We start from the raw sequence: 24073 nt of genomic DNA, 5'->3' as shown, positions 1-24073 counted from the left end.
AGAGAAGGATGGCGACGATGAAAGCTGCCGTTCTCGTGGAGCCGCGCCGGTTTGAAGTCAGAGAAGTCGGCATTCCCGAGATCGGTCCGGCCGACGTCCTGATCCGCGTAACGCGGGCGGGCATATGCGGTACCGACCTCCACATCTTCAACGGCCATTACGCGGCCGATCGGTTGCCGATGGTGCCCGGGCACGAGTTCTGCGGGACGATCGCAGAGGTTGGCGAAAGCGTGACGCACCTCAAGACCGGGATGCGTGTGGTCGCGGACATCAATATTGGTTGCGGCAACTGCTACTGGTGCCGGCGCAACGAAGTTCTGAACTGCGGCGAAGTGGAGCAGGTCGGGATCGGGCGCGATGGAGCCTTTGCGCAATATGTGGCGCTTCCCGGTCGTCTGGTCCTTCCGGTTCCGGATGGAGTGCCTGAAGCCGTTCTGGCGCTCGTCGAACCGGTCGCCTGCGTCGTCCGGGCGGCGCGCAAGGCCGGTGCGGCCTTCGGTCGCTCGGGAGTGGTTCTGGGAGCAGGCCCCATCGGCAACCTGCATGTCCAGATGATGCGCCTTGTCGGCATGGCTCCGGTCATCGTTGCGGATCTATCGAGCGAGCGCTGCCGCATGGCGGTCGAGGCGGGCGCGGATGCTGCGGTATCGGAACCCGCGGCGCTCAGGAGCAGGGTGCTTGAGATGACGGGCGGACGCGGCGCAGATATCGTCGTCGAAAGCGTCGGCAGCCCGAAGCTCTATCGTCAGGCCTTCGACCTGGTCCGCAAGGGCGGTCATGTGGCTTTCTTCGGGATTACCCCGCCAGGCGAAACCGTTCCGATCGAGATACTCAGGACCGTACTCGAGGAAAACAGCCTCAAGGGTTCGGTTGCGGGAATGGGGGAGGACATGCATGACGCGCTGACGCTTCTGTCCCATGGCAGGTTCCGAACCGAGGCTTTTACCGCTGCTCACTTTCCGCTCGAGCGCATTCAGGAGGCCTTCGAAACGGTTTCGGCAAGAACCGAGCACCTCAAGACCCAGATCCTGCTGGACGCTTAGAGCGGGATGAGGAAAGTGTGCGCCGTTTCCGCCCGCATCCCGCTCTGAATCGATCACGGTCACGACATTAGGTCGGCCGGACCTAAAACCATCGTGGTCGAGCGCGCAGCTAATACAAGTTTCCGTTTAGTTACTAGAATAGAGAGGCACCCGATGGACCAGCTGAACAACTTCCTTTCTCCTCCGGCCGCCCCGCGGGATTTCGGTTTCTTCGTGGATGGCAAATGGCAAAACGGTCATGACCTCTTCGTGCGGCACTCGCCCGGACATGGCATTGCGGTCACCCGCACCGCAAAATGCAGCGTCGACGACCTGCATTCCGCAGTCGCCGCCGCACGCCGGGCTTTCGAGGACCGGCGTTGGTCCGGTCTCCCGGGGGGCTCTCGTGCGTCGGTATTGCTGCGGGTGGCCGAGATCCTGCGCACCCGTCGCGATGAACTCGCCTATTGGGAGGCGCTGGAAAACGGCAAACCGATCACCCAGGCGCGCGGCGAGATCGACCACTGCATCGCCTGCTTTGAAGTAGGCGCGGGTGCGGCCCGCCTTCTGCACGGCGACAGCTTCAATTCGCTCGGAGACGGATTGTTCGGCATGGTTCTGCGCGAGCCGATCGGGGTCGTCGGGCTCATCACGCCATGGAACTTTCCTTTCCTGATCCTGTGCGAGCGCGTTCCCTTCATTCTCGCATCGGGTTGCACGATGGTCGTGAAGCCGTCGGAGGTGACTTCCGCGACGACTCTCATCCTTGCCGATGTGCTCGCCGAAGCCGGACTGCCCGACGGCGTGTATAACGTGATCACCGGCTCGGGTCGGACGATCGGTCAGGCCATGAGTGAGCATCCCGACATCGACATGCTGTCGTTCACGGGTTCAACCGCCGTTGGCCGTTCCTGCGTGCATGCGGCCGCCGACAGTAATTTCAAGAAGCTCGGTCTGGAGCTTGGAGGCAAGAACCCGATCATCGTCTTTGCCGACTCCGATCTAGAGGATGCGGCCGATGGCGCAGCTTTCGGCATCAGCTTCAATACGGGGCAATGCTGCGTGTCCTCATCCCGCTTGATCGTCGAGCGGTCGGTGGCGCACGAATTCGAAGCGCTGCTTGCCGAGAAGATGAAACGGATACGCGTCGGAGACCCGCTGGACGAGACGACCCAGGTCGGCGCGATCACGACCGAAGCACAGAATACGACCATTCTCGATTATATCGCCAAGGGCAAAACGGAAGGAGCGGAGCTCGTGACCGGGGGGGCCGCCGTCGATCTCGGTCGCGGGCAATACATCGCGCCCACGCTGTTTTCGGGCGTATCGCGCGACATGGCGATTGCGCGTGACGAAATCTTCGGGCCGGTGCTTTGCTCGATGACTTTCGACACGGTCGAGCAGGCGGTCGAGCTGGCAAACGACACGGTTTACGGACTGGCTGCAAGCGTCTGGACCAAGAATATCGACAAGGCCCTGACCGTCACGCGCCGCGTTCGAGCGGGCCGCTTCTGGGTCAATACCATGATGGCCGGCGGGCCGGAGATGCCGCTCGGAGGCTTCAAGCAGTCCGGCTGGGGCCGCGAGGCCGGCATGTACGGAGTCGAGGAATATACGCAGGTGAAGTCGGTCCATATCGAGATCGGCAAGCGCACGCATTGGATTGCCTGATGATGGAAGGTTTCGATTACGTCATCGTCGGCGGCGGATCGTCCGGCTGCGTTCTGGCCGCCCGCCTTTCCGAGAACCCTTCGGTGCGCGTCTGCCTGATCGAGGCAGGCGGCCGCGATCGTCACCCGTTGATCCACATGCCCGTCGGCTTCGCGAAGATGACTGCGGGGCCGATGACCTGGGGCCTGACGACCGCCCCGCAGAAACATGCAAACAACCGCGAGATTCCCTATGCCCAGGCGAGAGTGCTTGGCGGCGGCTCCTCGATCAATGCCGAGGTCTATACGCGCGGCCACCCGCGGGACTATGACCGCTGGGTGGAAGAGGGGGCCGACGGCTGGAGCTTTCAGGAGGTGAAGCCTTACTTCCTGCGGTCCGAGGGCAATACGATCCTTTCCGGCGAGTGGCACGGGACGGACGGTCCTCTCGGAGTCTCCAACCTTCCCGATCCGCAACCGATGACACGGGCTTTCGTCCAAAGCTGCCAGGAGCTCGGCATCCCCTATAATCCCGACTTCAACGGGCCGGTCCAGGAAGGCGCGGGGGTCTACCAGACGACGATCCGCAACAGCCGCCGCTGCTCGGCCGCCGTCGGATATCTGCGGCCGGCGCTCGCGCGCAAGAACCTCACGCTCATCACGGGTGCGCTTGTCCTTCGCATCGTGTTCCAGGGCCGCCGCGCTGTCGGCGTCGAATATTCGACCGGGAGCGCCGCGAAGATCGCCCGGGCGGAGAGCGAGGTACTCGTCACCTCGGGTGCGATCGGAACGCCCAAGCTCATGATGCTTTCAGGGGTCGGCCCGGCCGCCTCCCTCCAGAGCCACGGTATCGACGTCGTGCAGGATATGGCGGGGGTCGGCCAGAACCTCCACGATCACTTCGGCGTGGACATCGTTGCCGAGCTGAAGGGGCATGACAGTCTCGACAAGTACAACAAGCTCCACTGGATGTTCTTGGCGGGGATCGAATACGCGCTTTTCAAATCCGGGCCGGTCGCCTCCAACGTTGTTGAGGGTGGAGCCTTCTGGTACGGCGATCGGGCAAGCCCCTATCCCGACCTCCAGTTCCACTTCCTTGCGGGGGCGGGAGCCGAGGCCGGAGTGCCGAGCGTTCCAAAGGGTTCCTCCGGGGTGACCTTGAATTCCTACACGGTCCGGCCGAAGTCACGGGGTTCCGTCACCCTTCGTTCTGCCGACCCCCGCGCCCTGCCGATCGTCGACCCGAACTTCCTCGAGGATCCGGACGATCTCAGGATCTCGGTCGAAGGCATCAGGATCAGCAGGGAAATTTTCGGGCAGCCGTCGCTGCAGAAATACATCAGGACGATCCGCTTCCCCGACGAGAACGTCAGGACACAGGCCGACTTCGAGGCCTATGCGCGGCAATACGGACGGACGTCCTATCACCCGACATGCACCTGCAAGATGGGTCGCGACGATATGTCGGTGGTCGATCCGCAGCTCCGCGTCCACGGCCTTGATGGCATCCGCATCTGCGACAGTTCGGTGATGCCCAGTCTCGTGGGCTCCAATACCAATGCGGCTACCATCATGATCGGCGAGAAGGCGGCCGATCTGATCCGGGGTAACACATGACCGCGAGGCAGTAACGGAGGGATCCCGACACAATTTGACAAATGTGCTACTGAGTAGAGGGTGGGCAGAGGATTTCAGTCTATGAGTGTCAAATCGTCGATCTCGTTGACCGATCAACAAGATGCGTTCGCCCGTTCGTTGGTAGAGAGCGGCCGGTATCCAGCCTGAGTTCCGTCCTCCAGCAGGCTTCGAACTGCTTCGTCAAAAGACGGAAGCGGAGACCGTCGAGGCGTCAGCGCTTCGCGAAGTGATCCAGCGTCGATTAACAGGACCGATGATTTCTGGGACGGAAATGGAAGGCCGCGTTGCGGCGATGATTGAGCGGAAGCGACGGATTGTTCGGATGCCGAACGCGATTTCGAGCTGATCTTCGATCATCTGTTCGACGCTTATGTCTAACTTGGAGATCCGCCTGGCGAGGCGTTGGAGCGTAGCGCTGAACGCATCCGCAAACTGCGCCTCGAATTCGATCGTCTCGTGGATACGTCTTATATCGGGCCTTTGCAGCCCGATATTCATTCCGGGATCCGGATTCTTCGGCGGGACAAGGTGGCAATTTGGTTTCTACCGGTTGACGCCACTTACTGGGTGTTTCCGGCGTCCGGACCGGGCGGAGGAAGCGCGTGACCTACCGGTCCCAGTCCGGAACCCACGGCAACATCCCGGCCTTCAGAATCCGATAGTTGGTCGCGTTCATCGCGCCGATCCGCTTCATGTCTTCCGGCGAAAGGACGAAATCCACGATCTCGAAGTTCGCCCTGATGTTCTCCGGCTTTGTCGACATGGTATTCATGGACACACCCTTTTGAAAGATCCAACGAAGGACCGCCTGGGCAGCCGTCTTGCCGTATCTCGCGCCGACCTCGGCGAAGACCGCATGTTTGAACACCTCGCCCCTGGCCACCGAACAGTAGGAGGACAGTGGGATCTTCGTCTCTTCTGCTGCGTCGAGCAGCCGGCTCTGGTCGATGAGCGGGTGGAATTCGACCTGGTTGGTCACCAGCGGCGCCTCTATGATCGACTGTGCGTCGCGCATCATCCGGGCCGTGTAGTTGGAGATCCCTATATTGCGGGCGAGGCCGATGTGGAAAGCCTTCTGTAGCAGTCGCAGGGATTGAGCGTTCTCACCACCGATTGCCGGCCAATGCAGCATGAGGACGTCGACCTGATCCACGCGCAAGGCTTTCAGGCTCGCCTCGATCGAAGGCAGAAATTTCTCTTCGGAATAGTTGTCGGGGTGCACCTTGGTGGTGATGCAGAACTCGCTCCGATCAACGCCACTCTCGGCAAGCGCTTCCCCTGTTTCGGCCTCGTTGCCGTACATCTGTGCAGTGTCGAAGGCGCGGTAGCCGACCATGATGGCCTCGTGAATGGCCGCCTTCAACGGCTCGCCCTTCAGTGGGTAGGTGCCGAAACCTCTCTGATAACTCTTCTCGAAATAAACGCTCATCGGTCCTCCCATTGATTGGCCCAGTAAAATGAGGAGCTGAGGAAATGCCTCTTGCCTCCGCGGCTTGTCATGCTTAAGCTATAACTGGTTAGTTACTTACGCAACAAGAAAAGGAGCCCTGGCATGGCAAAAATGATGACCGCACACGAGGCCGCCGGGCTGGTCAAAGATGGGGCGGTGCTGGCGGTCAATTCGTCGTCCGGCCTATGTTGTCCCGATGAGGTTTTGAGGGCACTCGGAGAGCGGTTCGAGTCGGAGGGACATCCGCGCGCACTGACGTCGGTTCACCCCATCGCCGCCGGAGATTTCTTCGGGACGAAGGGGGTCGATCACATCGCCAGGCCAGGCATGCTGAAGAAGATCATCGGCGGTTCGTATCCTTCCGGTCCGAGCAGTGCCGAACCGCCGCTCATCTGGCAGATGATTTTGAAGGAAGAGGTGGCGGCTTGGAACGTGCCCTCCGGCATCGTCTTCGACATGCTGAGGGAAGGTGCCGCGAAACGCCCCGGTGTGCTGACCAAGGTCGGCATCGACACCTTCGTCGATCCCGAGCAGGAAGGCTGCGCCATGAACGCCGCAGCGCGGGCCGAGCCGATCGTCAGGCGCGTGCGCTTTGCCGACGACGACTGGCTGCATTTTCCGCCCATTCAGCCCGATGTCGCGATCATCCGCGCGACGACCTCCGACGAGAGAGGCAACCTGACCTTCGAGCACGAAGGTGCGACGCTCGGCGCGATGGAGATGGCGCTTGCGGCGCGCAATTCGGGTGGGATCGTCATAGCCCAGGTGAAAAGGGTCGCGGCCGAGGGAACGATGCGTCCTCACGACGTGCGCGTTCCGGGGATACTCGTCGATGTCATCGTCGAAGCGCCCGATCAATTGCAGACGACTGCGACCGCTTACGATCCCGCGATATCCGGGGAACTGTTCCGCCCGCTTCATACGTTCCGCACGCCGGCGCTGGACCCCGGCAAGGTGATCGCCCGCCGGGTGGCGCAGGAACTCAAGGCCGGCTGGGCGGTCAATATCGGGTTCGGTATTTCGGCAAACGTCCCGCGCGTGCTGATCGAAGAAGGGCATCACGGCAAGATCACCTGGGTGATCGAGCAGGGCGCGGTGGGCGGCGTGCCGCTGCTCGATTTCAAATTCGGCTGTGCGTCGAACGCCGAGGCTTTCGTCGCCTCGCCGCATCAGTTCTGTTATTTCCAGGCGGGCGGGTTCGATTGCTCTTTGCTGTCATTTCTTGAAATCGACGCCGAAGGTTCGGTGAATGTCAGCCGTCTCGCAGCGACACCCCACCGCACGGCCGGCGCAGGCGGCTTCGTCGACATCACCGCGCGCGCAAGGAAGATCGTTTTCTCGGGCAATTTCAACGCGGGCGCGAAAATGCATGTCGAGGACGGGCGGCTCGTCATCGACAAGGAAGGACGAGTTGCGAAGATCGTCCCGAAAGTCGATCAGGTCAGTTTTTCCGGCCGGCGTGCACGCATGCAAGGGCAGGATGTCACCTATGTCACCGAACGCTGCGTGATGAAGCTCGAGCCCGATGGGCTCGTTGTCAGCGAGGTTGCCCCCGGTTTGGACTTGAGGAGGGACGTTCTCGATCAGGCAGCGACGCCCCTGCGGGTAGCCGACGGCCTCAAGGAAATGGACAAAGCCCTGTTTCTTTCAACCGCAATGGGGTTAGACCTGTGAGCGAGCCGGTTCGACTGAAGATCGAGGAAGGTGTCGCCTGGCTGACGATTAGCCGGCCGGACAAGCTGAATGCGCTTAACGGCGAGATGGTCGATGCAATCGTCCCGGCCTGTCGCGAAATCGAGCGCTCCGCGGCGAAGGTGGCGATACTGACCGGTGAGGGGGAGCGTTCGTTTTGCGCCGGAGGTGACATCGATGCCTGGAGCAATGCTTCGCCCGAGTCCTTCGGCCGCCATTGGGTGCGTGACGGCCATGCGGCCTTCGATGCTCTGGCCCGGCTCGCGGTTCCGCTGATCGCGGTGTTGAACGGGCACACATTAGGGGGTGGGCTCGAGCTCGCCGCCTGCGCCGATCTCCGGATCGCCGAGGCACATGTCAGGATAGGCCAGCCGGAGACGGGGCTCGGAATAATTCCCGGCTGGTCAGGCACGCAACGCGCGGTGCGAAGGTTCGGTCCGCAGCTCGTGCGGCGCATGGCGCTCTTCGGGCATGTCTATAACGCTGAGGAGGCGCTCGCCCTTGGGTTGGTGGATCAGGTGGTCGCAACGGGCGAGGGGCGCGCCGCCGCGGAAAGCGCAGCGGCAGGCGTAATGAAGCGATCGGCGCGCGCGACCGAACTCACGAAAATGCTCATCAACGCAGCGGAGAAAGAAGAAAACGAGCGGGTCGTCGAAGCCTTGGCGGGTGCCGTGGCCGCGGCGTCCGACGACCTGCAGGAAGGCCTGTCGGCCTTCCGCGAGAGGCGGCCGGCGCGGTTCGGCTCATGAGCTGGGGTTTTCATGTCACCTGACGATCGGGACTTTCTTTCGGAATTGTTCGACGCGGCCGTGCGGGCGGCAGACCCGAAGCTTGCGCTTCGCACCCGATTGCCGGAGCCGCCGCGCGGGCGCACCGTTGTGGTTGGGGCGGGCAAGGGCGCGGCCCAACTGGCGGCGGCATTCGAGAGCCTTTGGGGCGGCCCGCTCGAAGGCGTCGTCGTCACCCGCTACGGCTATGCCGTTCCCTGCCATCGGATAAGGGTGATCGAGGCGGCCCATCCGGTTCCCGACCGAAACGGACTTGTCGCCTCGCGCGCGCTCTTCGAAGCTGTGCGCGGGCTGACGGCGGATGACCTCGTCGTTGCTCTTTTCTGTGGAGGAGGCTCGGCCCTGCTGCCTTGCCCGCCCGAAGAACTCGCTCTCGAAGATGAAATCGCCCTGAATCGGGCGCTGCTCGCAAGCGGCGCACCGATATCCGTGATGAACGCAATCCGCAAGCAGGTCTCAGGCATAAAGGGAGGGCGGCTCGCCGCCGCCTGCCACCCGGCGAAAGTAGTGAGCTTCATCGTTTCCGACGTCCCGGGCGATGACCCGGCACAGGTCGCGTCGGGACCCACGGTTCCCGACGCGACGGACCGCGCTACGGCCCGCGCAATGGTGGATGCCTGGCGAATCGAACTGCCCGAGAGGCTCGTCGATTGGCTGAAGGGCGAGAACGGGACGGCCCCGTCGCCGAACGATCCCGTCTTTGCGGGCCACGAGGCTCAGGTTATCACCTCGGCGCGGCTTTCGTTGGAGGCTGCCGCGGCTCGGGCCGAAGCACGGGGAATGCCTGCCATCATCCTGTCGGACGCGATCGAAGGGGAGGCGCGCGACGTCGGCAAAGTCCACGCCGCAATCGCGCGCGAAGTGGCCTTGCGCAACCGCCCCTTCGAACGTCCCGTGGTTCTGCTTTCGGGCGGTGAAACGACGGTGACGCTTCGCGGGCATGGAAGGGGAGGGCGCAATACCGAATTCCTTCTTTCGCTCGCGATCGCAGCCGAAGGCCTGCCCTTCGCGTCACTTGCGGCAGATAGCGACGGTATCGACGGTTCGGAGAACAATGCGGGAGCATTTGCAGACGGAAGCAGCGCGACGCGCTTGCGCGCACTCGGCAGAGATCCGGTCGCATTGCTTTCGGGCAACGACGCCTGGACTGCGTTCAATTGCCTCGAAGATCTGTTCGTGCCTGGGCCCACAGGTACCAATGTGAATGACTTCAGGGCGATTCTGGTACGGTGAAAGGCGGCTACCCTCTTCCGAGCCAGTGCATGCGCGCAGCCTCTCCAAACGTCATCCTCGGCGTCAAAGCCCGAGAATGACGGTCGGAAAGGGCCCGCTCACTTGAATCGCTTCATACGGGCGTCGGAGCATCCTCGCGCAGGAGCCCCTTGGACTTGAGTTCCGCCCAGAACCCAGCGGGAATCGCGTGGCTGAACCAGGAAAGGTTCTGGCGCAGTTGTTCGATCGTCCGTGTGCCGGCCATGAAGGAGGGAACGGCGGGGTGCGCGACCACGAATTGGAGTGCGGCTGCCCCAAGGGGCACGTCATGTGTCCTGCACACCGCCTCGATCCGCGCCACCTTTTCCAATATGGCCTTCGGCGCCGGTGCGTAATTGTATTTCGCTCCCTCCCTTGCCCCCGTCGCCAGAATTCCTGAGTTGAAGCCTCCGCCGACGACCACGGCTGCGCCACGCTCTTCACAAAGAGGCAGGAATTCCTCGAGTGCGTCCTGTTCGAGAAGCGTATAACGCCCGGCAAGTAGGAAGCAGTCGAAATCCCGCTGCCTCAACGCCTCGTGGCACACCTCCCATTCGTTGACACCGACCCCGATCGCCTTGACCAGGCCTTCCGACCGAAGTTTATCGAGCGCTCGCCAGGCCCCGTCCATGGCCTGCCCGAAGACTTCGGGCTGTTCGCTTCCCCGCGTGAAAACGTCGATGTCGTGAATGAAGCAGATGTCCATCCGTTCCAGGCCCAGCCTCTGCAGGCTGTCCTCGAAGGAGCGCATCGTGCCGTCATAGCTGTAGTCGAAGCGCATGCTGAAGGGCGCCGCGTTCACCCATGGGGCAAAGTCGATCGTCGATCGCTTGGCGGGCGTCAGCAGCCGGCCGACTTTCGATGAAAGCACGTATTCGTCCCTGTTCTTCCAGCGCAGGCCATGGCCGGTGCGAAGCTCAGCCAGGCCATGCCCGTACATGGGCGCGGTATCGAAGAAGCGGACGCCCGCGTCCCAGGCGAGCTGGAACATGGACTGCGACGCCTCTTCATCGATCTCACGGAAAATGTTTCCGAGCGGCGCTGTCCCGAACCCGAACGCGGTGACGTCTAGGTCCACGCGGCCGAACTTCCGTTTCTCTCCCGGGTGCATGCACAAACCTCCTCATGTAAGTAACCAGATGGTGCATAATATGCGCGGCTAGGGCCAGCGCGCAAGCCTCGTCGTGATGCGATCGGCGATTTTCCGGCTTGACCGACTGCCGCATCCCGATGTATGTAACTGAATAGTTACTGAAATCGGGATAAGTCCATGTATCTAACGGAAATACAGGAGCAGGTACGCGACATGGCGCGCGCATTTGCCGATGAAGTGATCCGACCGATGGCGGAGTCGCTCGACCGCGAGGAACGTTTCCCCGCAGAGCTCTACGGGGAAATGGCGAAGCTCGGACTATTCGGTATCGGCGTTCCCGAACCCCTCGGCGGACCGGGTTTCGACACGCTGACCTATGCGGTCGTGATGGAGGAACTCAGCCGCGGTTATGCGTCGGTTGCCGACCAGTGCGGCCTGGTAGAGCTGATATCCACGCTGCTCGTCCGTCACGGGACCGATGATCAGCAACGCATGCTCCCCGACGTCCTGAACATGCGCGTCAAGGTCGCCTATTGCATCACCGAACCTGAGGCGGGAACCGACGTATCGGGCATCCGGACGACGGCGGAACGCGACGGCGACGGCTGGATGCTGAACGGCGGCAAAATCTGGATCCACAACGCGCCCGTTGCCGATGTCGGGTTCGTGCTGGCGAGGACCGACAAGGAGGCCGGCAACCGCGGCATGTCGATCTTTATCGTGGATCTCAATTCCGCAGGGGTCGAGAGAGGTCCGAAAGAGCACAAGATGGGCCAGAGAGCCAGCCAGGTGGGAGCGTTGACCTTCACCGATGTGCGCCTGCCCGGTGGTGCTTTGCTGGGTCAGGAGGGGCGCGGGTTTCACATGATGATGTCCGTTCTCGACAAAGGCCGCGTGGGCATCGCCGCGCTCGCCGTCGGCATCGCGCAGGCGGGGCTGGAGGCGGCGGTAGACTATGCCGGTACACGCAAGCAATTCGGCAAGGCCATTTCCGATTTCCAGGGCGTGCAATGGCTGCTCGCCGACATGGCAAAGGACATTGAGGCCGCGCGTCTTCTTGTCCATTCGGCCGCCTCCAAGATCGACCGGGGCCTTGACGCGACGAAGGCCTGCTCCATCGCCAAATGTTTCGCCGGAGACATGGCCGTTCAGCGCACCGCCGACGCGGTGCAGGTTTTCGGCGGGTCGGGGTATATCCGCGGCTTCGAGGTCGAGCGGCTCTATCGCGACGCAAAGATCACGCAGATCTATGAAGGCACGAACCAGATCCAGCGGATGATCATTGCGCGTGAACTTCTGAAGAAGGGGGCAAGGGCGTGATTGCTTCGACCGCGAAACCCGTGGCACTGGTGACGGGCTCGTCCCGCGGTATCGGCCTTGCCGCTGCCGAAGCCCTGGCGCGGGAAGGGTTCTCCGTCGCAATCAACGGGCTGTCGGCCGACGACGAATTGGCGGCCGCTGCCGCACGCGTCTCCAGCCACGGCGCACGGGTGATCGCGGCTGCCTTCGACGTCGCAGACTTGGCTGCTCACGAAGCCGCGCTTACGAAGATCGAGGCGGAGCTCGGCCCGCTCACGACGCTCGTCAACAATGCGGGGGTGGGCGTGCTGAAGCGCGGCGACCTTCTCGAGGTGACGGAAGAGAGCTGGGACCATTGCCTCAGGGTGAATGCCAAGGCGATGTTCTTTCTGAGCCAGGCTTTCGCGCGCCGACTTCTGGCTCGGGAGCGAAGCCCGCTTTTCCACTCGATCGTCAACGTCACTTCGTCGAATTCCGTGGCGGTCGCCGTTCAGCGCTCGGAATATTGCGCCTCCAAGGCGGCGGCGTCGATGGTTTCCAAGGCGCTTGCGGTCCGTCTCGGGCGGGAAAACGTCGCAGTTTATGATGTCCAGCCCGGTCTGATCGCCACCGAAATGACCGCTCCGGTGATCGACTCCTATCGCGAGCGCGCGGAGCAGGGGCTGACGCTTTTTCCGCGCGTCGGAGAGCCCGAGGAGGTCGGGGCCGTGATCGCCTCGCTCGCCTCCGGCAGGCTCCCCTACACGACAGGACAGACGATCTCGGCAGATGCCGGCATGCTCCTTCCGCGATTTTGAGGTCTCCAATGAAAATTGCTCTTCCCGACACCGAAGGCAGACTGGCCGAATACGGCCTTTCAGGCAAAGCGATAGCAGGCGCGGCCCTCGGTTCCGATCCTGCTCGTGTCGTCTATTCCGCCGCCCATGTCGTGGCAGACCCGTTCACCGCCAACGAGCCCTCAGGACGGGCAACCGTCGACTGGCCAAAGACGCTGGAGTTCCGCCGCTACCTTGCGGGGCTGGGGCTCGGGATCGCCGAGGCCATGGACACGGCCCAGCGCGGCATGGGCCTGGACTGGGCGGGCGCCCTGGAACTCATTCGCCGCACAAAAGCCGAGCTGCCGGACGCGCTGATTGCAAACGGCTGCGGGACCGATCATCTGGACCTTTCCAAGTCCCACAGCATCGACGACGTGAGACGTGCCTATCTCGATCAGGTCGAAGCGGTGCAGAAGCTGGGCGGGCGGATCATCCTCATGGCGTCGAGGGCGCTGGTTCGGGCGGCCAGGGGGCCGGACGATTACATCAGGGTCTATTCCGACGTGCTCGATGCCTGTGATCACCCGGTCATCCTGCACTGGCTAGGAGACATGTTCGACCCGCAGCTTGCCGGGTATTGGGGTGGCGAGACATTCGAGCCCGCGATGCAGACGGCATTGGCGGTCATCGAAGCGAACGTCCGCAAGGTTGACGGCATAAAGATCTCCCTGCTCGACAAGGACAAAGAAATAGCGATGCGCCGGCTGCTGCCGGCGGACGTCAAGATGTACACCGGAGACGATTTCAACTACCCGGAACTCATTGAAGGCGACGAGCAGGGTTTTTCGCATGCACTTCTCGGCATCTTCGATCCGCTCGCGCCGGCTGCCGCTTTTGCGGTGCAGAGACTTGGCGAAGGCGACGTTGCCGCGTTCCGCGCGACATTGGATCCGACAGTGCCGCTGGCGCGGCTGATCTTCCGGGAGCCGACCCAATACTACAAGACGGGCGTGGTCTTCCTGGCCTGGCTGAACGGCTTCCAGGACCACTTCGTGATGCTGAACGGCGCGCAGGCGATGCGGCCGCTTCCCTATTTCACCGAGGTTTTCCGCCTAGCGGATCAATGCGGTATCCTTCGCGATCCGGAAGTGGCCGTCACCCGCATGAAGCGTCTCCTCGCAGTCTACGGGGTGTGAGATGAGGGACTTCTCTTCGGATCACTCGGCCCTTGCACTGAACACGGCAAGCCTCGGCCACAACCTCGAGGGTCGCGGTGCGGGCTGGACTAGCGAACAGGTCATCGATGCCTGTGCCGAGCGCGGCTTCGGGAGCATCGTGTTCTGGCGGCGCGAAATCGGCGCACGCGCCGTGGAGATCGGCGAACGGGTTCGTTCCGCCGGGCTTGCCGTGGCGGGTCTGTGCCGGACGCCCTTTCTGGTAGGCACCCAGGCGACGGATGTCGAAAGCGTCATGGACGACTTGAAGAGCTCGATCGACATGGCCGCAGCCTTGGGGGCTCCGGTCTTAACGATTGTCGTCGGAGGCGTGCATCCGGGGACCAAAGGGATTGCCGAAAGCCTGAAGATCGTTGCGGACCGCGTTGCCGAGGCCGCTCCCTGCGCACAGGCAAGCGGCGTGAAACTGGCTCTGGAACCGCTCAATCCCGTCTACGCCGGCAACCGCTCCTGCCTCACGACGCTTCGCGATGCCGTGGACCTTTGCGATCGCATAGCTGCCCCGAATGTCGGCATAGCCGTGGATGTCTACCATGTCTGGTGGGACACGGAGCTTGAACGGCAGTTGAACCGTGCCGGCGCCGAGCGAATATATGGCTATCATCTCTGCGACTGGCTCGCCGAAACCAACGACGTGCTTCTCGACCGCGGCATGATGGGCGACGGCGTCGCCGATCTCAAGACGATCCGTTCATTCGTTGAAAGCGCCGGCTATCGCGGCCCTTGCGAGGTCGAAATCTTTTCCGCGAACGACTGGTGGAAGCGCGATCCCGGCGAGGTGCTGGACGTGATGGTCGAGCGTTTCCGCAACTGTTGCTGACAGAGAGTAGGAATCCATGAAAATACTTGTGACGGTGAAACGGGTCGTCGACTACAACGTCAAGATCCGGGTCAAAGCGGATGGAACGGGCGTCGAGCTTGCCAATGTGAAGATGTCGATGAACCCCTTCGACGAGATCTCGGTCGAAGAGGCGCTGCGGCTGAAGGAAGCCGGCAAGGCGACTGAAGTGGTGGTCGTGTCGATCGGCCCGGCCAAGGCGGAAGAGACGCTCAGGACCGCGCTCGCCATGGGCGCCGACCGGGCGATCCTGGTCGAGACCGAAGACCAGGTCGAGCCGCTCGCTGTGGCCAAGATCGTCAGGCAAGTCGCCGAGGCCGAACAGCCGGGGCTGATCATCGTCGGCAAGCAGGCGATCGACGACGATTCCAACCAGACCGGCCAGATGCTGTCGGCCTTGCTCGGCTGGGCCCAGGGCACCTTTGCCTCCAAGGTCGAGATCGGCGACGGCAAGATCAACGTCACCCGGGAGGTCGACGGCGGCCTGCAGACGGTCGAACTGAAGCTGCCGGCGGTCGTCACCACCGATCTGCGCCTCAACGAGCCGCGCTATGCCTCGCTGCCGAACATCATGAAGGCGAAGAAGAAGCCGCTCGACAAGAAGACCCCGGCCGATTTCGGCGTCGACACGGCGCCGCGATTGAAAGTCTTGAAGACCGAAGAGCCCTCCGGCCGCAAGGCCGGCGTCAAGGTGAAGACGGTCGCCGAGCTCGTCGAGAAGCTCAAGACCGAAGCCGGCGTGCTTTAAGTTCATGCGTCCGGAAAGTGAACACCGGCTTCCGGGCAAACGCATGAACCACTTCAGACTCATGAGCTCCGATCCGGAACGGATCGTTGAGCTCGATCGAAAGGGAGAATTCTACCATGGCCATTCTGCTTCTGGCTGACCACGACAACAGCCACCTTTCCGACCAGACGGCGAAGGCGCTGACGGCGGCAACGAAGATCGCCAGTGGGACCGGAACCGACGTGCATGTGCTGGTTGCCGGTCAGAACGTCAAAGGGATTGCCGAGCAAGCCTCCAAGCTTCCGGGCGTCGCCAGGGTGCTGGTCGCCGAGGACGCCTCGCTCGCCAACAATCTCGCCGAGCCGCTGGCCGCGCTGATCGTTTCGCTCGCCGGCAATTACGACACCGTCGTTGCCGCCGCCACCTCGGTCGGCAAGAACGTCATGCCACGGGTCGCAGCCCTTCTCGACGTCGCCCAGGTTTCGGAGATCATCGAGGTCGTCGCGCCCGATACCTTCAAACGGCCGATCTATGCCGGCAACGCCATCCAGACGGTGCAGACGAGCGAGCCGAAGAAGGTGATCACCGTGCGCACCGCCTCCTTTGCCGCTGCTCAAGACGGCGGCTCGGCCCCGGTCGAGACGGTTGCCGCCGCGGCTAATCCCGGCCTTTCCGCCCATGTTTCCGATGCGCTGTCGTCCTCCGACCGGCCGGAACTGACCTCGGCGAAGATCATCATCTCCGGCGGCCGGGCGCTCGGCTCCTCGGAGAAGTTCAAGGAAGTCATCCTCCCGGTTGCCGACAAGCTCGGCGCCGCCGTCGGCGCCTCGCGCGCCGCCGTCGATGCCGGCTATGCGCCGAACGACTGGCAGGTCGGCCAGACCGGCAAGGTGGTCGCCCCCGACCTCTACATCGCCTGCGGCATTTCCGGTGCGATCCAGCACCTCGCCGGCATGAAGGATAGCAAGGTGATCGTCGCCATCAACAAGGACGAGGAAGCGCCGATCTTCCAGGTCGCCGACTACGGCCTCGTCGCCGATCTCTTCGACGTCCTGCCGGAACTCGAAAAGGCGATGTGATGGCACGGTGTAGGCTGAACCCCCCGAGCGCGAGAGAATGGAATTCGACGTCGTGATCGTCGCTGCGGGACCGGCTGGTCTTGCAGCTGCGGTCCGGCTGAAGCAGGTCATCGGGAACTCTCGTTGTAGTTTTGGAGAAGGGCGCCGACGATGGCGTTCGCCTCGATCTCGGCGTTGCGGCCGCGCAGCGAATATACTCGGATAGGCTCCGCGATATTGCAAGTAGGGGACCGCCGCTCGACGTTTCCACATATGAAGCTATCTACCTGCTGAAAAAAGCAGGACGCCTTTGTCCCGTACCTGCCGCTCTGTTACGTGGCCTTTTGTTCGGAGGGAGGACCGATATGCTGTTCCGTCCTGGAGCTCTCGTCGCAGCGACCATGCTCTGTTTGCCGGCATCTGCTGAGGAGACTGTGCGGATATCCGGCTGGGGTGGGTCCGAGGTCGCCATTGTCAACGGGCTATTGACGAACGTTGTTGCCGAAAAGCTCGCGAAAGAGGGTATCAGGGTAAAGTACGAGCCTGTTGATGGCGACTATTCGCAATTCATCATCAACGGCCTGTCGGCGGGCACCGCTCCAGACCTTTTTTACGTCGATACCTTTTGGGCGCGGTCAGTATTCAGCGCCGGTCAAGCCGCACCGGTAACAAGCGACGTTTCTGGTTTTGCAGCCAATCTTCTCACGGCCTTCACCTACGATGGGAAGCTTTACTCGATCCCCAAGGACTTCAATACGCTGGCCATACATTTCAACAAGGACATCTTCGATGACGCGGGAGTCGATTATCCGAGCAACGACGACACGTGGACTACGCTGCAAGAGAAATTGGTGGCCGTGCACAAGTCGCTTCCGGAGGTCGATGGTCTCTGTGTTGTTCCGGAATATGCCCGGTTCGGCGCCTTTGCATTATCGACAGGATGGTCCCCCTTTGATACTCGGGGAAAAACCGTCCTGGATGAGCGCTTTCGTCGGGCTTTCGATTTCTATACCGGCCTCGTGAAGTCCGGGGCCGCCGTTATGGCCGCCGACGCGGGACACAGCTGGACTGGCGGTTGCTTGGCGTCCGAGCGGGCTGCCGTAGCGATAGAGGGTGCTTGGATACTCAGCGCGTTGCGCGATAGTGCTCCAAACATGAATCTCGGCACTGTCCGGATGCCGAAAGACCCTGAAAGCGGCAAACGAGGCAATATCGTCTTCTCCGTCGGTTGGACCGTCAACGCGGCCTCGAAGGTCAGTAAGGCTGCTGCAAAAGCCGCCGAGCTCCTAACCACCGAGGAGGCTCAGCTATGGGTTTTGGAGCAGGGGCTGGCCCTCCCGAGCCGGACTAGTCTGACTGACAACCCCTGGCTGCGGGGCGGCGAGTCTGAACAGATCGCAAGCCGAGTGGTCCTTGAAGGCCTCTCGGACGATCACGTTACGCCGTATTTTTTCGGAGACGTCGGTGGGAGATGGATGCAGCCGATCAATGCTGCGCTCAATTCTGTCATCCTCGGGGAGGAGGATGCGAACAAAGCTTTGCCATCGGCACAAAACGCCTTTGATCGGATGCTCGCCAAGTAAGTTTCTCTCGGGCTTGCCACGGTTAGAGAACGCGCGAAGCAGGCGCCTGCGGGAGGAGCATGCATGTCACGAGCAAGGTCAGAAGAGAGGAGCGGCTGGCTCTTCGTATTGCCTTTTACAATCTCGATGATGCTGTTTTTCGTCTACGCGATTGTGCGGACAGCTTACTACAGCTTTACCGATTTCGACTTGTTCGAGGCTCCAAGCTTTGTTGGGATGTCCAATTACACTGCACTGGTCTCCGACGAACTTTTCCTCCTCGCCTTGCGCAACACTATCGGCTTCTCGCTCATTGTCACAACGACCCAGACCGTGCTCGCACTTGCTCTGGCGGTTCTCGTGAACCATGCCGTCCGGGCGAGGGGACTCGTTCGGACGGTGTTTTACCTGCCATCGATCATGTCCAGTGCGGCCATGACGCTTATCTTTCTCTGGCTTTTTCAGGGAGATGGCTTCATGACCGCAATCGTCAGCGTCGTGCTTGCTTATCGCCAGCACATCCTTTTGTTCCTCGTGGGCATGGCTGCGCTGCACGGCGCCCTGGTTCTCAACGCGCGACGCAACTACGAAGGTGTTTCGATCTTCGATCCATTCTTTCTGCTCGTCGCCGCCGTAGGCGCGCTGGCGCTTGCTGTTTCCTGTGCCCTCGCGGGATTGCTGTCTGTTTTCGACAACAATCTGCCTATTTCCTGGCTAAATACGCAGCGCCATTTCCTTTTCATGCCGGTCACGCTGTGGTCCGTGGCGTTGATGAACGTTTTTACGACGGTCCCGACGCTGATGCTGTTGTTCCTGGCAGGCCTGCAGTCAATCCCGAGCAGCTTATACGATGCGGCTGAGGTCGACGGAGCCAACGCTTTCCAGCGATTTCGCCACATAACCGTGCCGGCGCTCAGGCCGGTAACCTTTGCCGTCGTGACGATGGGCGTCATTGGTACCCTACAAATGTTTGACCAGGTTGCGATTTTAGGAGATGCGGCTCCCCTCGCAAGTCGAGTAACGCTTGCCTACTACGTTTATGAGAACGCCTTTCCCGCAGGCGCCTCTTCGAGAATCGGTATGGCAAGTGCTGCGGCCCTCGTCCTTGGCATCCTTACAATCACAGCCGTCTACGTGCAAAAATCGCTCGGCGTGAAGGAAAAGGGCGAATGATGGCGAGCACGCCGGCTGCTAAAGTCCCTCCCTTGCGCCGCCGTTTACCGGCTGGCGCGCTTCGCCGGCGGCAGCTTGCGGCGAGCGCCTGGCTATATCTGGCCTTTCTTGCCGTCGCGACCATCATGGTGGGGACATTCGCTCTTGCCTTTATAGCGAGCTTGAAAGTCGATCCACTCGAGAGACCGTTCCGCATCTATTTCGATCAGCTCAATCCGGCCGCATGGATCGCCGCCGCTCGCTTGGGACAGGAGGGTGCGGGTGACGCTTTGTGGGGAGGACTTGCTCCTGGCGCCAAAGTTGATTTCAGCGTGACGTACGCGGCACCCGCCGATGCTACGATTGTTGAACCCAGAGCCGAGGTTCCTCGCCGCCGCCCGGGCTCGGGCATCGCCGCTGCGCTCATGCGGCATTATGCGGCGGATTATGCGTCAATTGCATTGAGAAGCTCCAGTGCGGCAACGATGCAGGCTCGTGACGAGAAGGGAATTCGGCAGGGTTGGCAGACGCGGACATTCGTCTATGAGATCACCTACCGCACCGACCGCCAGAATGGCCCCTGGATCGAACGTACGCCCCTCAATCTTACCGCCCCGACCTCTCAAATTCTTATCGACAGTCCGATTTCGCCATCCCGATCCGAGCGGCGCGGACGTTTGCTGAGCTGGGACAACATCACACCAGGCGCTCTTGGGTTGATCTTCAACAACTACCGGAGGGTGATAAACGAGACCGCTGACCTGCAGACTGGGAAGAGCCTGCTTGGAAGCTGGCTGGGCAATAGTCTTGTGATCGCAACTGGGCGCCTGGTCCTGACGCTCGTCGTCGCTAGCCTTGCGGGGTATGCGCTCGCGCGGCTTAAGTTCAGGGGCAGCCGCTTACTATTCGCTGCAGCACTCTTCTCAATGACAATCCCGGCGCAAGTGACCTTCGTGTCAAACTATCTGATTTTCAGGGATCTGTCGCTTCTGAACACACCCTGGAGCGTAATCGTCGTTTTCGTAGCTTCAGCTAACGTCCTCTTGATGAAACAGTTTTTCGAGGGGTTTCCAAGAGAGATAGAGGAAGCTGCAATTGTCGACGGTGCCAGCCGTTTTCAAGTGTTCTGCAAGATCGTTCTGCCAAACGCCAAACCGGCCTTGTTGGTCAACGCGATTCTCGCGTTTCAAGGCGCCTGGAACGACTTCTTTTGGCCCCTCGTCCTCATCACCAGCCCGCCCGAAGCGTTGACGGTCCAAGTCGGGCTTCTCAGTCTACGTCGTTCGTTCGGGGGTGTGCAGGGTGATTGGGGACTCGTCTTGGCCGGTGCGTTCATCTCGATCGTGCCAGTCGTTATCCTTTTCGTGCTCTTCCAGCGGCACATTGTCTCCACTCAGTTCGCCAAGGGCACCACATAGTAATACCACCCAAAGCCGTCCATTTGTGAGTGCCGGAGTGCGGATTGCTGGCCGCATCCATTTTTCATAACGCAGTGCTTCCAACGGCAACTTTTGCGATGCGCGGATCCCGGATAGCGGCCAAAACGAGGCCAACCCGTACCGAGAAGAAAGATAGCAGAACCGGGGCAGCCGAAAGCTCGACCCGCATTGCGAGCTGCTGTTCGACGAAGACTGCCCGCTGAAACGCTGAAACCGACCGCGGCACCTACTCCAACTCTCCTGTTTACACGCGTGCAAATGTCATGGCGCCAGCTCCCTATCGTGTGTTCGGATCTAGTGGTCGTGATGGCAGGAGGCGCGGAACCTGCGATTCCCGTCTGCGTTGTTGGTTAGTCAACGGAAGGAGGCCTTAGATGGCGGACGACAAGACTAAGACGGCAGCTGACCGCCGACTGGTATCGGGCACCCAGAAATACGAGGTCGACTACTTCGCGCGAAAGCACGGCATCGCTGCAGCGGATGCACGCCGCATCATCAAACAGCACGGCAACGACCGCGACGCTGCCGATAAAGCGGCCAGCCGCCTGAAGGGCTAGAGGCAGGTGTGTGCGACCAAGCTTAAAGCCCGCTTCTATCTATTTTACCGGGACGGCCAGGCCCCTGTCGCGGCCTTTGGCGTTATGCGAATGCTGGGACTGAGCGACTGCTTGTATTATGTCTGAAACCCGACTGCAGATAAAAAATCTCAGCACATGTCTTAGTTTATTTCTAGCTAAATTAGGCTTTGGTAGTGTGCTCGCGTCATGGGATGGAGGATTTCTATGGAGCTTCAGCCGCAAGCCGCAATAACAGAGGCTGCAACCAAAATGTTGTCAGTGCCGGAGTTTTGCCGACGGCAAAACTTGTGCGAAGAAGAAAAACGGCGCTTGACCCGCCTCTTCGGCCGGTTTGCCACGGCTCGCGAGTTGCTTCACAACGCAAAGCGCGCTCCTAAGTGGAGGTATTAAGGGTGGGGCGAGGGCATCCCTGGGCGCACACCGAACGAAAAAGACGGCGCTAAGCCCGTCTATGTAGCGATAGGTTTAGCTCGACACGTCAGTTCGCACGTCGGTGCGGCCTCGACCGGGGCGGCCGAAAACGCCTTCGCTGCAGAAATGCATGCACACTGTGGGATGAGCGACTCGCAGCGCGCGTGACTACCAGTTATAGTACGAAAAATTGTGAGAACGCTGCGCGCTACAGAAGAATCGGTATCCGGCGGGCGCGATATAAGAAGCGGCCGAGGCATTGTCGGCTGCCCTTGGACGGCCAATACGCCGCATCGTAGCCCTCACTGCACGGATCAGGGAATGGCTCCCGGCCGTAGGCTTGATGCGAGACAATCAGGTCACACTCTGACATTGTTGCAATGGGGCCTATAAACTGAACTGATAGGAAATCGGCAGCCAACGATAACCTCTATCCTTCCGCTCAACGAACCCGAGCGAGGGGAATGACGTATGGTATCCGGCGACTGGAAGCCGGTCGGTTGCAACCATGTCATAGATGTGCCGCCGGGTCTCCGCGCCTTTGGCCTTATCCATGTCGAAAAAAGCGTGCCACTCGGGATGCGCAAGCGATGCTACCTCGTGATGCGCGCAATCGCCCCAGACGAGCAGTTGTTTGCCCTCGCTTTCGATGTGAAACGCAAGGTGGCCAGGTGTATGCCCATAGGCCTCAACCGCACGAATGCCGGGAACTACGTCGCCACCCGGTTTGATAAAGCTTGTACGTTCGGCCAAGGGAATGACATTGCTGGCGAAGAGCTTTGCCGACACATACTCGTTGTCGCTGGGAGAAGCCGCGAGACGGTCCTCGGCCGACCAGAAATCGAACTCCGCATCCCCGATCGCATATCGCGCGTTCGGGAATAGTGGTCTTCCACCCTCGATAAGGCCGCCGATATGATCAGCATGGCCATGGGTCAGGACCACGACGTCGATCTGCTCCGGCGTAAAGCCGGCCGGGCCCAACAGGTTTGCTAGCCAGCCGCCATTGGGCCGCGGGACGAAACCGTTTTCGCCGTTGCCGGTATCGAAGAGCACGAGCTCTTTGCCCGTGTTCACGATTGTGGGGGTAAAGCCCGGCCGAAATTTCCTTTCGGGAAGCAGGCTTTGCCGCATCAACTCTTCGACCTCGGTCTGCGGGCGATCTTGCCCGACGATCGGCCACGGTCCATCGAGCACGGGGCCGGCATCGAGGATATTGGTCACTTCAAATCTTCCCAGCTTGAAACGGTAGTGCGTTGGCATAGACGGACCGAGTGGCATGCCAGCACCTTGTGCCGCCGAACCGCACAGGCCGGTTATGGCCGGAGCTGCTATCAACGAAGCGGCGGAGGTCAGAACCTGTCGTCGAGATAGGTGGGGTAGAAGCATTATGCGGTATCCTCCACGTGGGTACTGATCTCTGCTGGAGCGCTCCCACTGCGCTCGAAGCAGTGAGCCGCGTTCGCCGCAGCCGATCTGACTGCGGAACGCTCCAGCACAGGTCGTTCCATTTCTGCGAGGTTCACCTACACTGCAGTCCCGCGATCGGGATGAGGTTAGGTGGTCTCAAGTATTGGGAGGTTAGCTATGTCGGCACCGGATAGCTTGTATGAACGTGCTGCTCCGGACGGCATCCCCCGCCCCTTTTGGCACGTGGATGAAGTGCATACGTTCTTTGTAGGTCCTCTCGAGTACAACAAGCTCCACCAGCATGGCGCTCCCGTCTTCCTGGCTGGAATCTACAGCGAATTCTGGCTGCGGATCCATGGGGGCCAATGGCACTCGTGCCGTACGGCGGTCATTCCCGCTGGTGTGCTTCACGAGCTTGATCTCGGCGGCTATCCACTGGCGGTATTTTACATCGAACCAAAGCAAGGCGGCACCGAAGCACTTGTGCCGCTGTCCGGCGACAGTTGGGAAGTGGACGGAGTTCTCATGGGGCGCAGTGGCGAGGTTTCCGTCATGCGCGAGCTGTGGGAGGATAGGGCCGCCGCCAGATGGGCCGGCTTGGCTTTGGAGGACTTGCTCGGCTTTTCCGCACGGCGGGCCTCGAGAAGCAGAGACACGCGCATAGCAGCGGCTATTGATTACCTGCGAATGCACTCGGACGAACTCACCTCGGTACCGCCGCTCGCAAAGAGCCTAGGCCTGTCACCGTCGCAGTTTCAGCGCGTATTCACCCGAGAGGTGGGTGTGCCTTTCCGTCGCTACCGCGCTTGGAACCGGATGCGTGTGGCCATAAGCGAGATCGTGAACGGCAGCAACTTTACGACGGCCGCCCACACCGCGGGCTTCGCGGATCAAGCGTAAGCGCTCATTTCCATGCGCCTTTTCTCGTTGATGCCTCTGCCGCATGAAGTGTCCACTTAAAATAGGTGGACACCAAATATGAGTGACGAAGAGCAGAAACTGCGTGTGCGGCATGTGGGGCGC

Annotated in this window: 21 protein-coding genes and 3 pseudogenes; 21 read left to right on the top strand and 3 right to left on the bottom strand. The window is 61.2% G+C overall.

The features are described 5' to 3' along the window. Positions 1-8: 8 nt before the first annotated feature. From ACFHWW_RS05260 to ACFHWW_RS05240, 5 genes and pseudogenes are all read left to right on the top strand, one after another. The gene (locus tag ACFHWW_RS05260) at positions 9-1043 is read left to right on the top strand and encodes a zinc-binding dehydrogenase (protein WP_379937541.1); all 1035 of its coding nucleotides are present in this window, start codon (positions 9-11) and stop codon (positions 1041-1043) included. Positions 1044-1196: 153 nt separating this feature from the next. Then, the gene (locus ACFHWW_RS05255; RefSeq protein ID WP_379937540.1) at positions 1197-2693 is read left to right on the top strand and encodes an aldehyde dehydrogenase family protein; all 1497 of its coding nucleotides are present in this window, start codon (positions 1197-1199) and stop codon (positions 2691-2693) included. Next, positions 2693-4288 (top strand): GMC family oxidoreductase, encoded by a 1596-nt coding sequence (locus ACFHWW_RS05250; protein WP_379937539.1) that lies wholly within the window; start codon positions 2693-2695, stop codon positions 4286-4288. Before ACFHWW_RS05255 ends, ACFHWW_RS05250 begins: the two co-directional genes overlap by 1 nt. Positions 4289-4369: 81 nt before the next feature. Beyond that, positions 4370-4655 (top strand): annotated as a pseudogene (locus ACFHWW_RS05245) (type II toxin-antitoxin system ParD family antitoxin). Continuing rightward, positions 4652-4915: pseudogene (locus ACFHWW_RS05240) on the top strand (type II toxin-antitoxin system RelE/ParE family toxin). Before ACFHWW_RS05245 ends, ACFHWW_RS05240 begins: the two co-directional pseudogenes overlap by 4 nt. 1 nt (position 4916) lies before the next feature. On the opposite strand, the gene ACFHWW_RS05235 reads toward ACFHWW_RS05240, so the two are convergent. Continuing rightward, entirely contained in the window at positions 4917-5738 is an 822-nt protein-coding gene (locus ACFHWW_RS05235) for an aldo/keto reductase (protein ID WP_248446592.1), read from the bottom strand. Between the two features lie 123 nt (positions 5739-5861). Here ACFHWW_RS05235 and ACFHWW_RS05230 point away from each other — a divergent pair, with 123 nt between their 5' ends. The 3 genes from ACFHWW_RS05230 to ACFHWW_RS05220 are packed head-to-tail and all read left to right on the top strand — an operon-like array spanning position 5862 to position 9472. After that, positions 5862-7433 carry an acyl CoA:acetate/3-ketoacid CoA transferase gene (locus ACFHWW_RS05230; RefSeq protein ID WP_379937538.1) on the top strand — a complete coding sequence of 524 codons (1572 nt, stop codon included), beginning with the start codon at positions 5862-5864 and terminating at the stop codon, positions 7431-7433. Beyond that, positions 7430-8200 (top strand): enoyl-CoA hydratase/isomerase family protein, encoded by a 771-nt coding sequence (locus ACFHWW_RS05225; RefSeq protein ID WP_275602675.1) that lies wholly within the window; start codon positions 7430-7432, stop codon positions 8198-8200. The genes ACFHWW_RS05230 and ACFHWW_RS05225 overlap by 4 nt, the downstream gene beginning before the upstream one ends. A 12-nt stretch (positions 8201-8212) precedes the next feature. Beyond that, on the top strand, positions 8213-9472 hold the full coding sequence (locus ACFHWW_RS05220) for a glycerate kinase (RefSeq protein ID WP_379937537.1): 1260 nt from the start codon (positions 8213-8215) through the stop codon (positions 9470-9472). 112 nt (positions 9473-9584) lie between these two features. Here the strand turns inward: ACFHWW_RS05220 and ACFHWW_RS05215 are convergent, their stop codons facing one another. After that, complete coding sequence (locus ACFHWW_RS05215) at positions 9585-10601, bottom strand: aldo/keto reductase (protein ID WP_379937536.1); 1017 nt, start codon at positions 10599-10601, stop codon at positions 9585-9587. Positions 10602-10760: 159 nt separating this feature from the next. Here ACFHWW_RS05215 and ACFHWW_RS05210 point away from each other — a divergent pair, with 159 nt between their 5' ends. From ACFHWW_RS05210 to ACFHWW_RS05155, 12 genes and pseudogenes are all read left to right on the top strand, one after another. Beyond that, positions 10761-11903 (top strand): acyl-CoA dehydrogenase family protein, encoded by a 1143-nt coding sequence (locus ACFHWW_RS05210; protein WP_102763180.1) that lies wholly within the window; start codon positions 10761-10763, stop codon positions 11901-11903. Next, positions 11903-12679 (top strand): 3-ketoacyl-ACP reductase, encoded by a 777-nt coding sequence (locus tag ACFHWW_RS05205; RefSeq protein ID WP_379937879.1) that lies wholly within the window; start codon positions 11903-11905, stop codon positions 12677-12679. Before ACFHWW_RS05210 ends, ACFHWW_RS05205 begins: the two co-directional genes overlap by 1 nt. An 8-nt stretch (positions 12680-12687) precedes the next feature. Further along, on the top strand, positions 12688-13836 hold the full coding sequence (locus tag ACFHWW_RS05200; protein WP_379937535.1) for a dihydrodipicolinate synthase family protein: 1149 nt from the start codon (positions 12688-12690) through the stop codon (positions 13834-13836). 1 nt (position 13837) lies between these two features. Continuing rightward, positions 13838-14695 carry a sugar phosphate isomerase/epimerase family protein gene (locus ACFHWW_RS05195; protein WP_379937534.1) on the top strand — a complete coding sequence of 286 codons (858 nt, stop codon included), beginning with the start codon at positions 13838-13840 and terminating at the stop codon, positions 14693-14695. Between the two features lie 16 nt (positions 14696-14711). Continuing rightward, the gene (locus ACFHWW_RS05190; protein ID WP_379937533.1) at positions 14712-15461 is read left to right on the top strand and encodes an electron transfer flavoprotein subunit beta/FixA family protein; all 750 of its coding nucleotides are present in this window, start codon (positions 14712-14714) and stop codon (positions 15459-15461) included. 116 nt (positions 15462-15577) lie between these two features. Further along, on the top strand, positions 15578-16519 hold the full coding sequence (locus ACFHWW_RS05185; protein WP_379937532.1) for an electron transfer flavoprotein subunit alpha/FixB family protein: 942 nt from the start codon (positions 15578-15580) through the stop codon (positions 16517-16519). Positions 16520-16556: 37 nt separating this feature from the next. Continuing rightward, positions 16557-16728, top strand: a pseudogene (locus ACFHWW_RS05180) (electron transfer flavoprotein-ubiquinone oxidoreductase); the annotation flags it as partial. Between the two features lie 135 nt (positions 16729-16863). Then, entirely contained in the window at positions 16864-18081 is a 1218-nt protein-coding gene (locus ACFHWW_RS05175) for an extracellular solute-binding protein (protein ID WP_379937878.1), read from the top strand. A gap of 63 nt (positions 18082-18144) precedes the next feature. Then, positions 18145-19233 (top strand): carbohydrate ABC transporter permease, encoded by a 1089-nt coding sequence (locus ACFHWW_RS05170; protein ID WP_379937531.1) that lies wholly within the window; start codon positions 18145-18147, stop codon positions 19231-19233. Then, a complete protein-coding gene (locus ACFHWW_RS05165; RefSeq protein ID WP_379937530.1) occupies positions 19230-20630 on the top strand; it encodes a carbohydrate ABC transporter permease in 1401 nt (466 codons plus the stop codon). Before ACFHWW_RS05170 ends, ACFHWW_RS05165 begins: the two co-directional genes overlap by 4 nt. Before the next feature lie 395 nt (positions 20631-21025). After that, a complete protein-coding gene (locus ACFHWW_RS05160; protein ID WP_027992259.1) occupies positions 21026-21208 on the top strand; it encodes a DUF3606 domain-containing protein in 183 nt (60 codons plus the stop codon). 225 nt (positions 21209-21433) lie between these two features. Next, a complete protein-coding gene (locus ACFHWW_RS05155; RefSeq protein WP_100673314.1) occupies positions 21434-21619 on the top strand; it encodes a hypothetical protein in 186 nt (61 codons plus the stop codon). A 408-nt stretch (positions 21620-22027) separates the two neighbouring features. Here ACFHWW_RS05155 and ACFHWW_RS05150 read toward each other — a convergent pair whose 3' ends face one another. Further along, positions 22028-23029, bottom strand: coding sequence for an MBL fold metallo-hydrolase (locus ACFHWW_RS05150; protein WP_100673315.1), 1002 nt, complete (start codon positions 23027-23029; stop codon positions 22028-22030). Between the two features lie 198 nt (positions 23030-23227). Here ACFHWW_RS05150 and ACFHWW_RS05145 point away from each other — a divergent pair, with 198 nt between their 5' ends. Continuing rightward, complete coding sequence (locus tag ACFHWW_RS05145) at positions 23228-23950, top strand: helix-turn-helix domain-containing protein (protein ID WP_379937529.1); 723 nt, start codon at positions 23228-23230, stop codon at positions 23948-23950. Positions 23951-24073 lie beyond the last annotated feature (123 nt).

This window comes from Sinorhizobium sp. P24N7, from assembly GCF_042436655.1.
In the GTDB taxonomy this organism is placed as follows: Bacteria; Pseudomonadota; Alphaproteobacteria; order Rhizobiales; family Rhizobiaceae; genus Sinorhizobium; species Sinorhizobium meliloti_A.
The sequence above is the reverse complement of the archived record's forward strand: the minus strand, read 5'-3'. Positions and strand labels throughout refer to the sequence as shown.

What these genes read in the sequence shown, in the direction of transcription:
- ACFHWW_RS05230 (WP_379937538.1), top strand. Translation starts at nt 5,862, where the DNA reads ATGGCAAAAATGATGACCGCACACGAGGCCGCCGGGCTGGTCAAAGAT.
- ACFHWW_RS05220 (WP_379937537.1), top strand. Translation starts at nt 8,213, where the DNA reads ATGTCACCTGACGATCGGGACTTTCTTTCGGAATTGTTCGACGCGGCC.
- ACFHWW_RS05160 (WP_027992259.1), top strand. Translation starts at nt 21,026, where the DNA reads ATGGCGGACGACAAGACTAAGACGGCAGCTGACCGCCGACTGGTATCG.
- ACFHWW_RS05235 (WP_248446592.1), bottom strand. Translation starts at nt 5,738, where the DNA reads ATGAGCGTTTATTTCGAGAAGAGTTATCAGAGAGGTTTCGGCACCTAC.
- ACFHWW_RS05210 (WP_102763180.1), top strand. Translation starts at nt 10,761, where the DNA reads ATGTATCTAACGGAAATACAGGAGCAGGTACGCGACATGGCGCGCGCA.
- ACFHWW_RS05190 (WP_379937533.1), top strand. Translation starts at nt 14,712, where the DNA reads ATGAAAATACTTGTGACGGTGAAACGGGTCGTCGACTACAACGTCAAG.
- ACFHWW_RS05200 (WP_379937535.1), top strand. Translation starts at nt 12,688, where the DNA reads ATGAAAATTGCTCTTCCCGACACCGAAGGCAGACTGGCCGAATACGGC.
- ACFHWW_RS05165 (WP_379937530.1), top strand. Translation starts at nt 19,230, where the DNA reads ATGATGGCGAGCACGCCGGCTGCTAAAGTCCCTCCCTTGCGCCGCCGT.
- ACFHWW_RS05145 (WP_379937529.1), top strand. Translation starts at nt 23,228, where the DNA reads ATGTCGGCACCGGATAGCTTGTATGAACGTGCTGCTCCGGACGGCATC.
- ACFHWW_RS05175 (WP_379937878.1), top strand. Translation starts at nt 16,864, where the DNA reads ATGCTGTTCCGTCCTGGAGCTCTCGTCGCAGCGACCATGCTCTGTTTG.
- ACFHWW_RS05250 (WP_379937539.1), top strand. Translation starts at nt 2,693, where the DNA reads ATGATGGAAGGTTTCGATTACGTCATCGTCGGCGGCGGATCGTCCGGC.
- ACFHWW_RS05255 (WP_379937540.1), top strand. Translation starts at nt 1,197, where the DNA reads ATGGACCAGCTGAACAACTTCCTTTCTCCTCCGGCCGCCCCGCGGGAT.
- ACFHWW_RS05155 (WP_100673314.1), top strand. Translation starts at nt 21,434, where the DNA reads ATGGAGCTTCAGCCGCAAGCCGCAATAACAGAGGCTGCAACCAAAATG.
- ACFHWW_RS05170 (WP_379937531.1), top strand. Translation starts at nt 18,145, where the DNA reads ATGTCACGAGCAAGGTCAGAAGAGAGGAGCGGCTGGCTCTTCGTATTG.
- ACFHWW_RS05150 (WP_100673315.1), bottom strand. Translation starts at nt 23,029, where the DNA reads ATGCTTCTACCCCACCTATCTCGACGACAGGTTCTGACCTCCGCCGCT.
- ACFHWW_RS05195 (WP_379937534.1), top strand. Translation starts at nt 13,838, where the DNA reads ATGAGGGACTTCTCTTCGGATCACTCGGCCCTTGCACTGAACACGGCA.
- ACFHWW_RS05215 (WP_379937536.1), bottom strand. Translation starts at nt 10,601, where the DNA reads ATGCACCCGGGAGAGAAACGGAAGTTCGGCCGCGTGGACCTAGACGTC.
- ACFHWW_RS05185 (WP_379937532.1), top strand. Translation starts at nt 15,578, where the DNA reads ATGGCCATTCTGCTTCTGGCTGACCACGACAACAGCCACCTTTCCGAC.
- ACFHWW_RS05260 (WP_379937541.1), top strand. Translation starts at nt 9, where the DNA reads ATGGCGACGATGAAAGCTGCCGTTCTCGTGGAGCCGCGCCGGTTTGAA.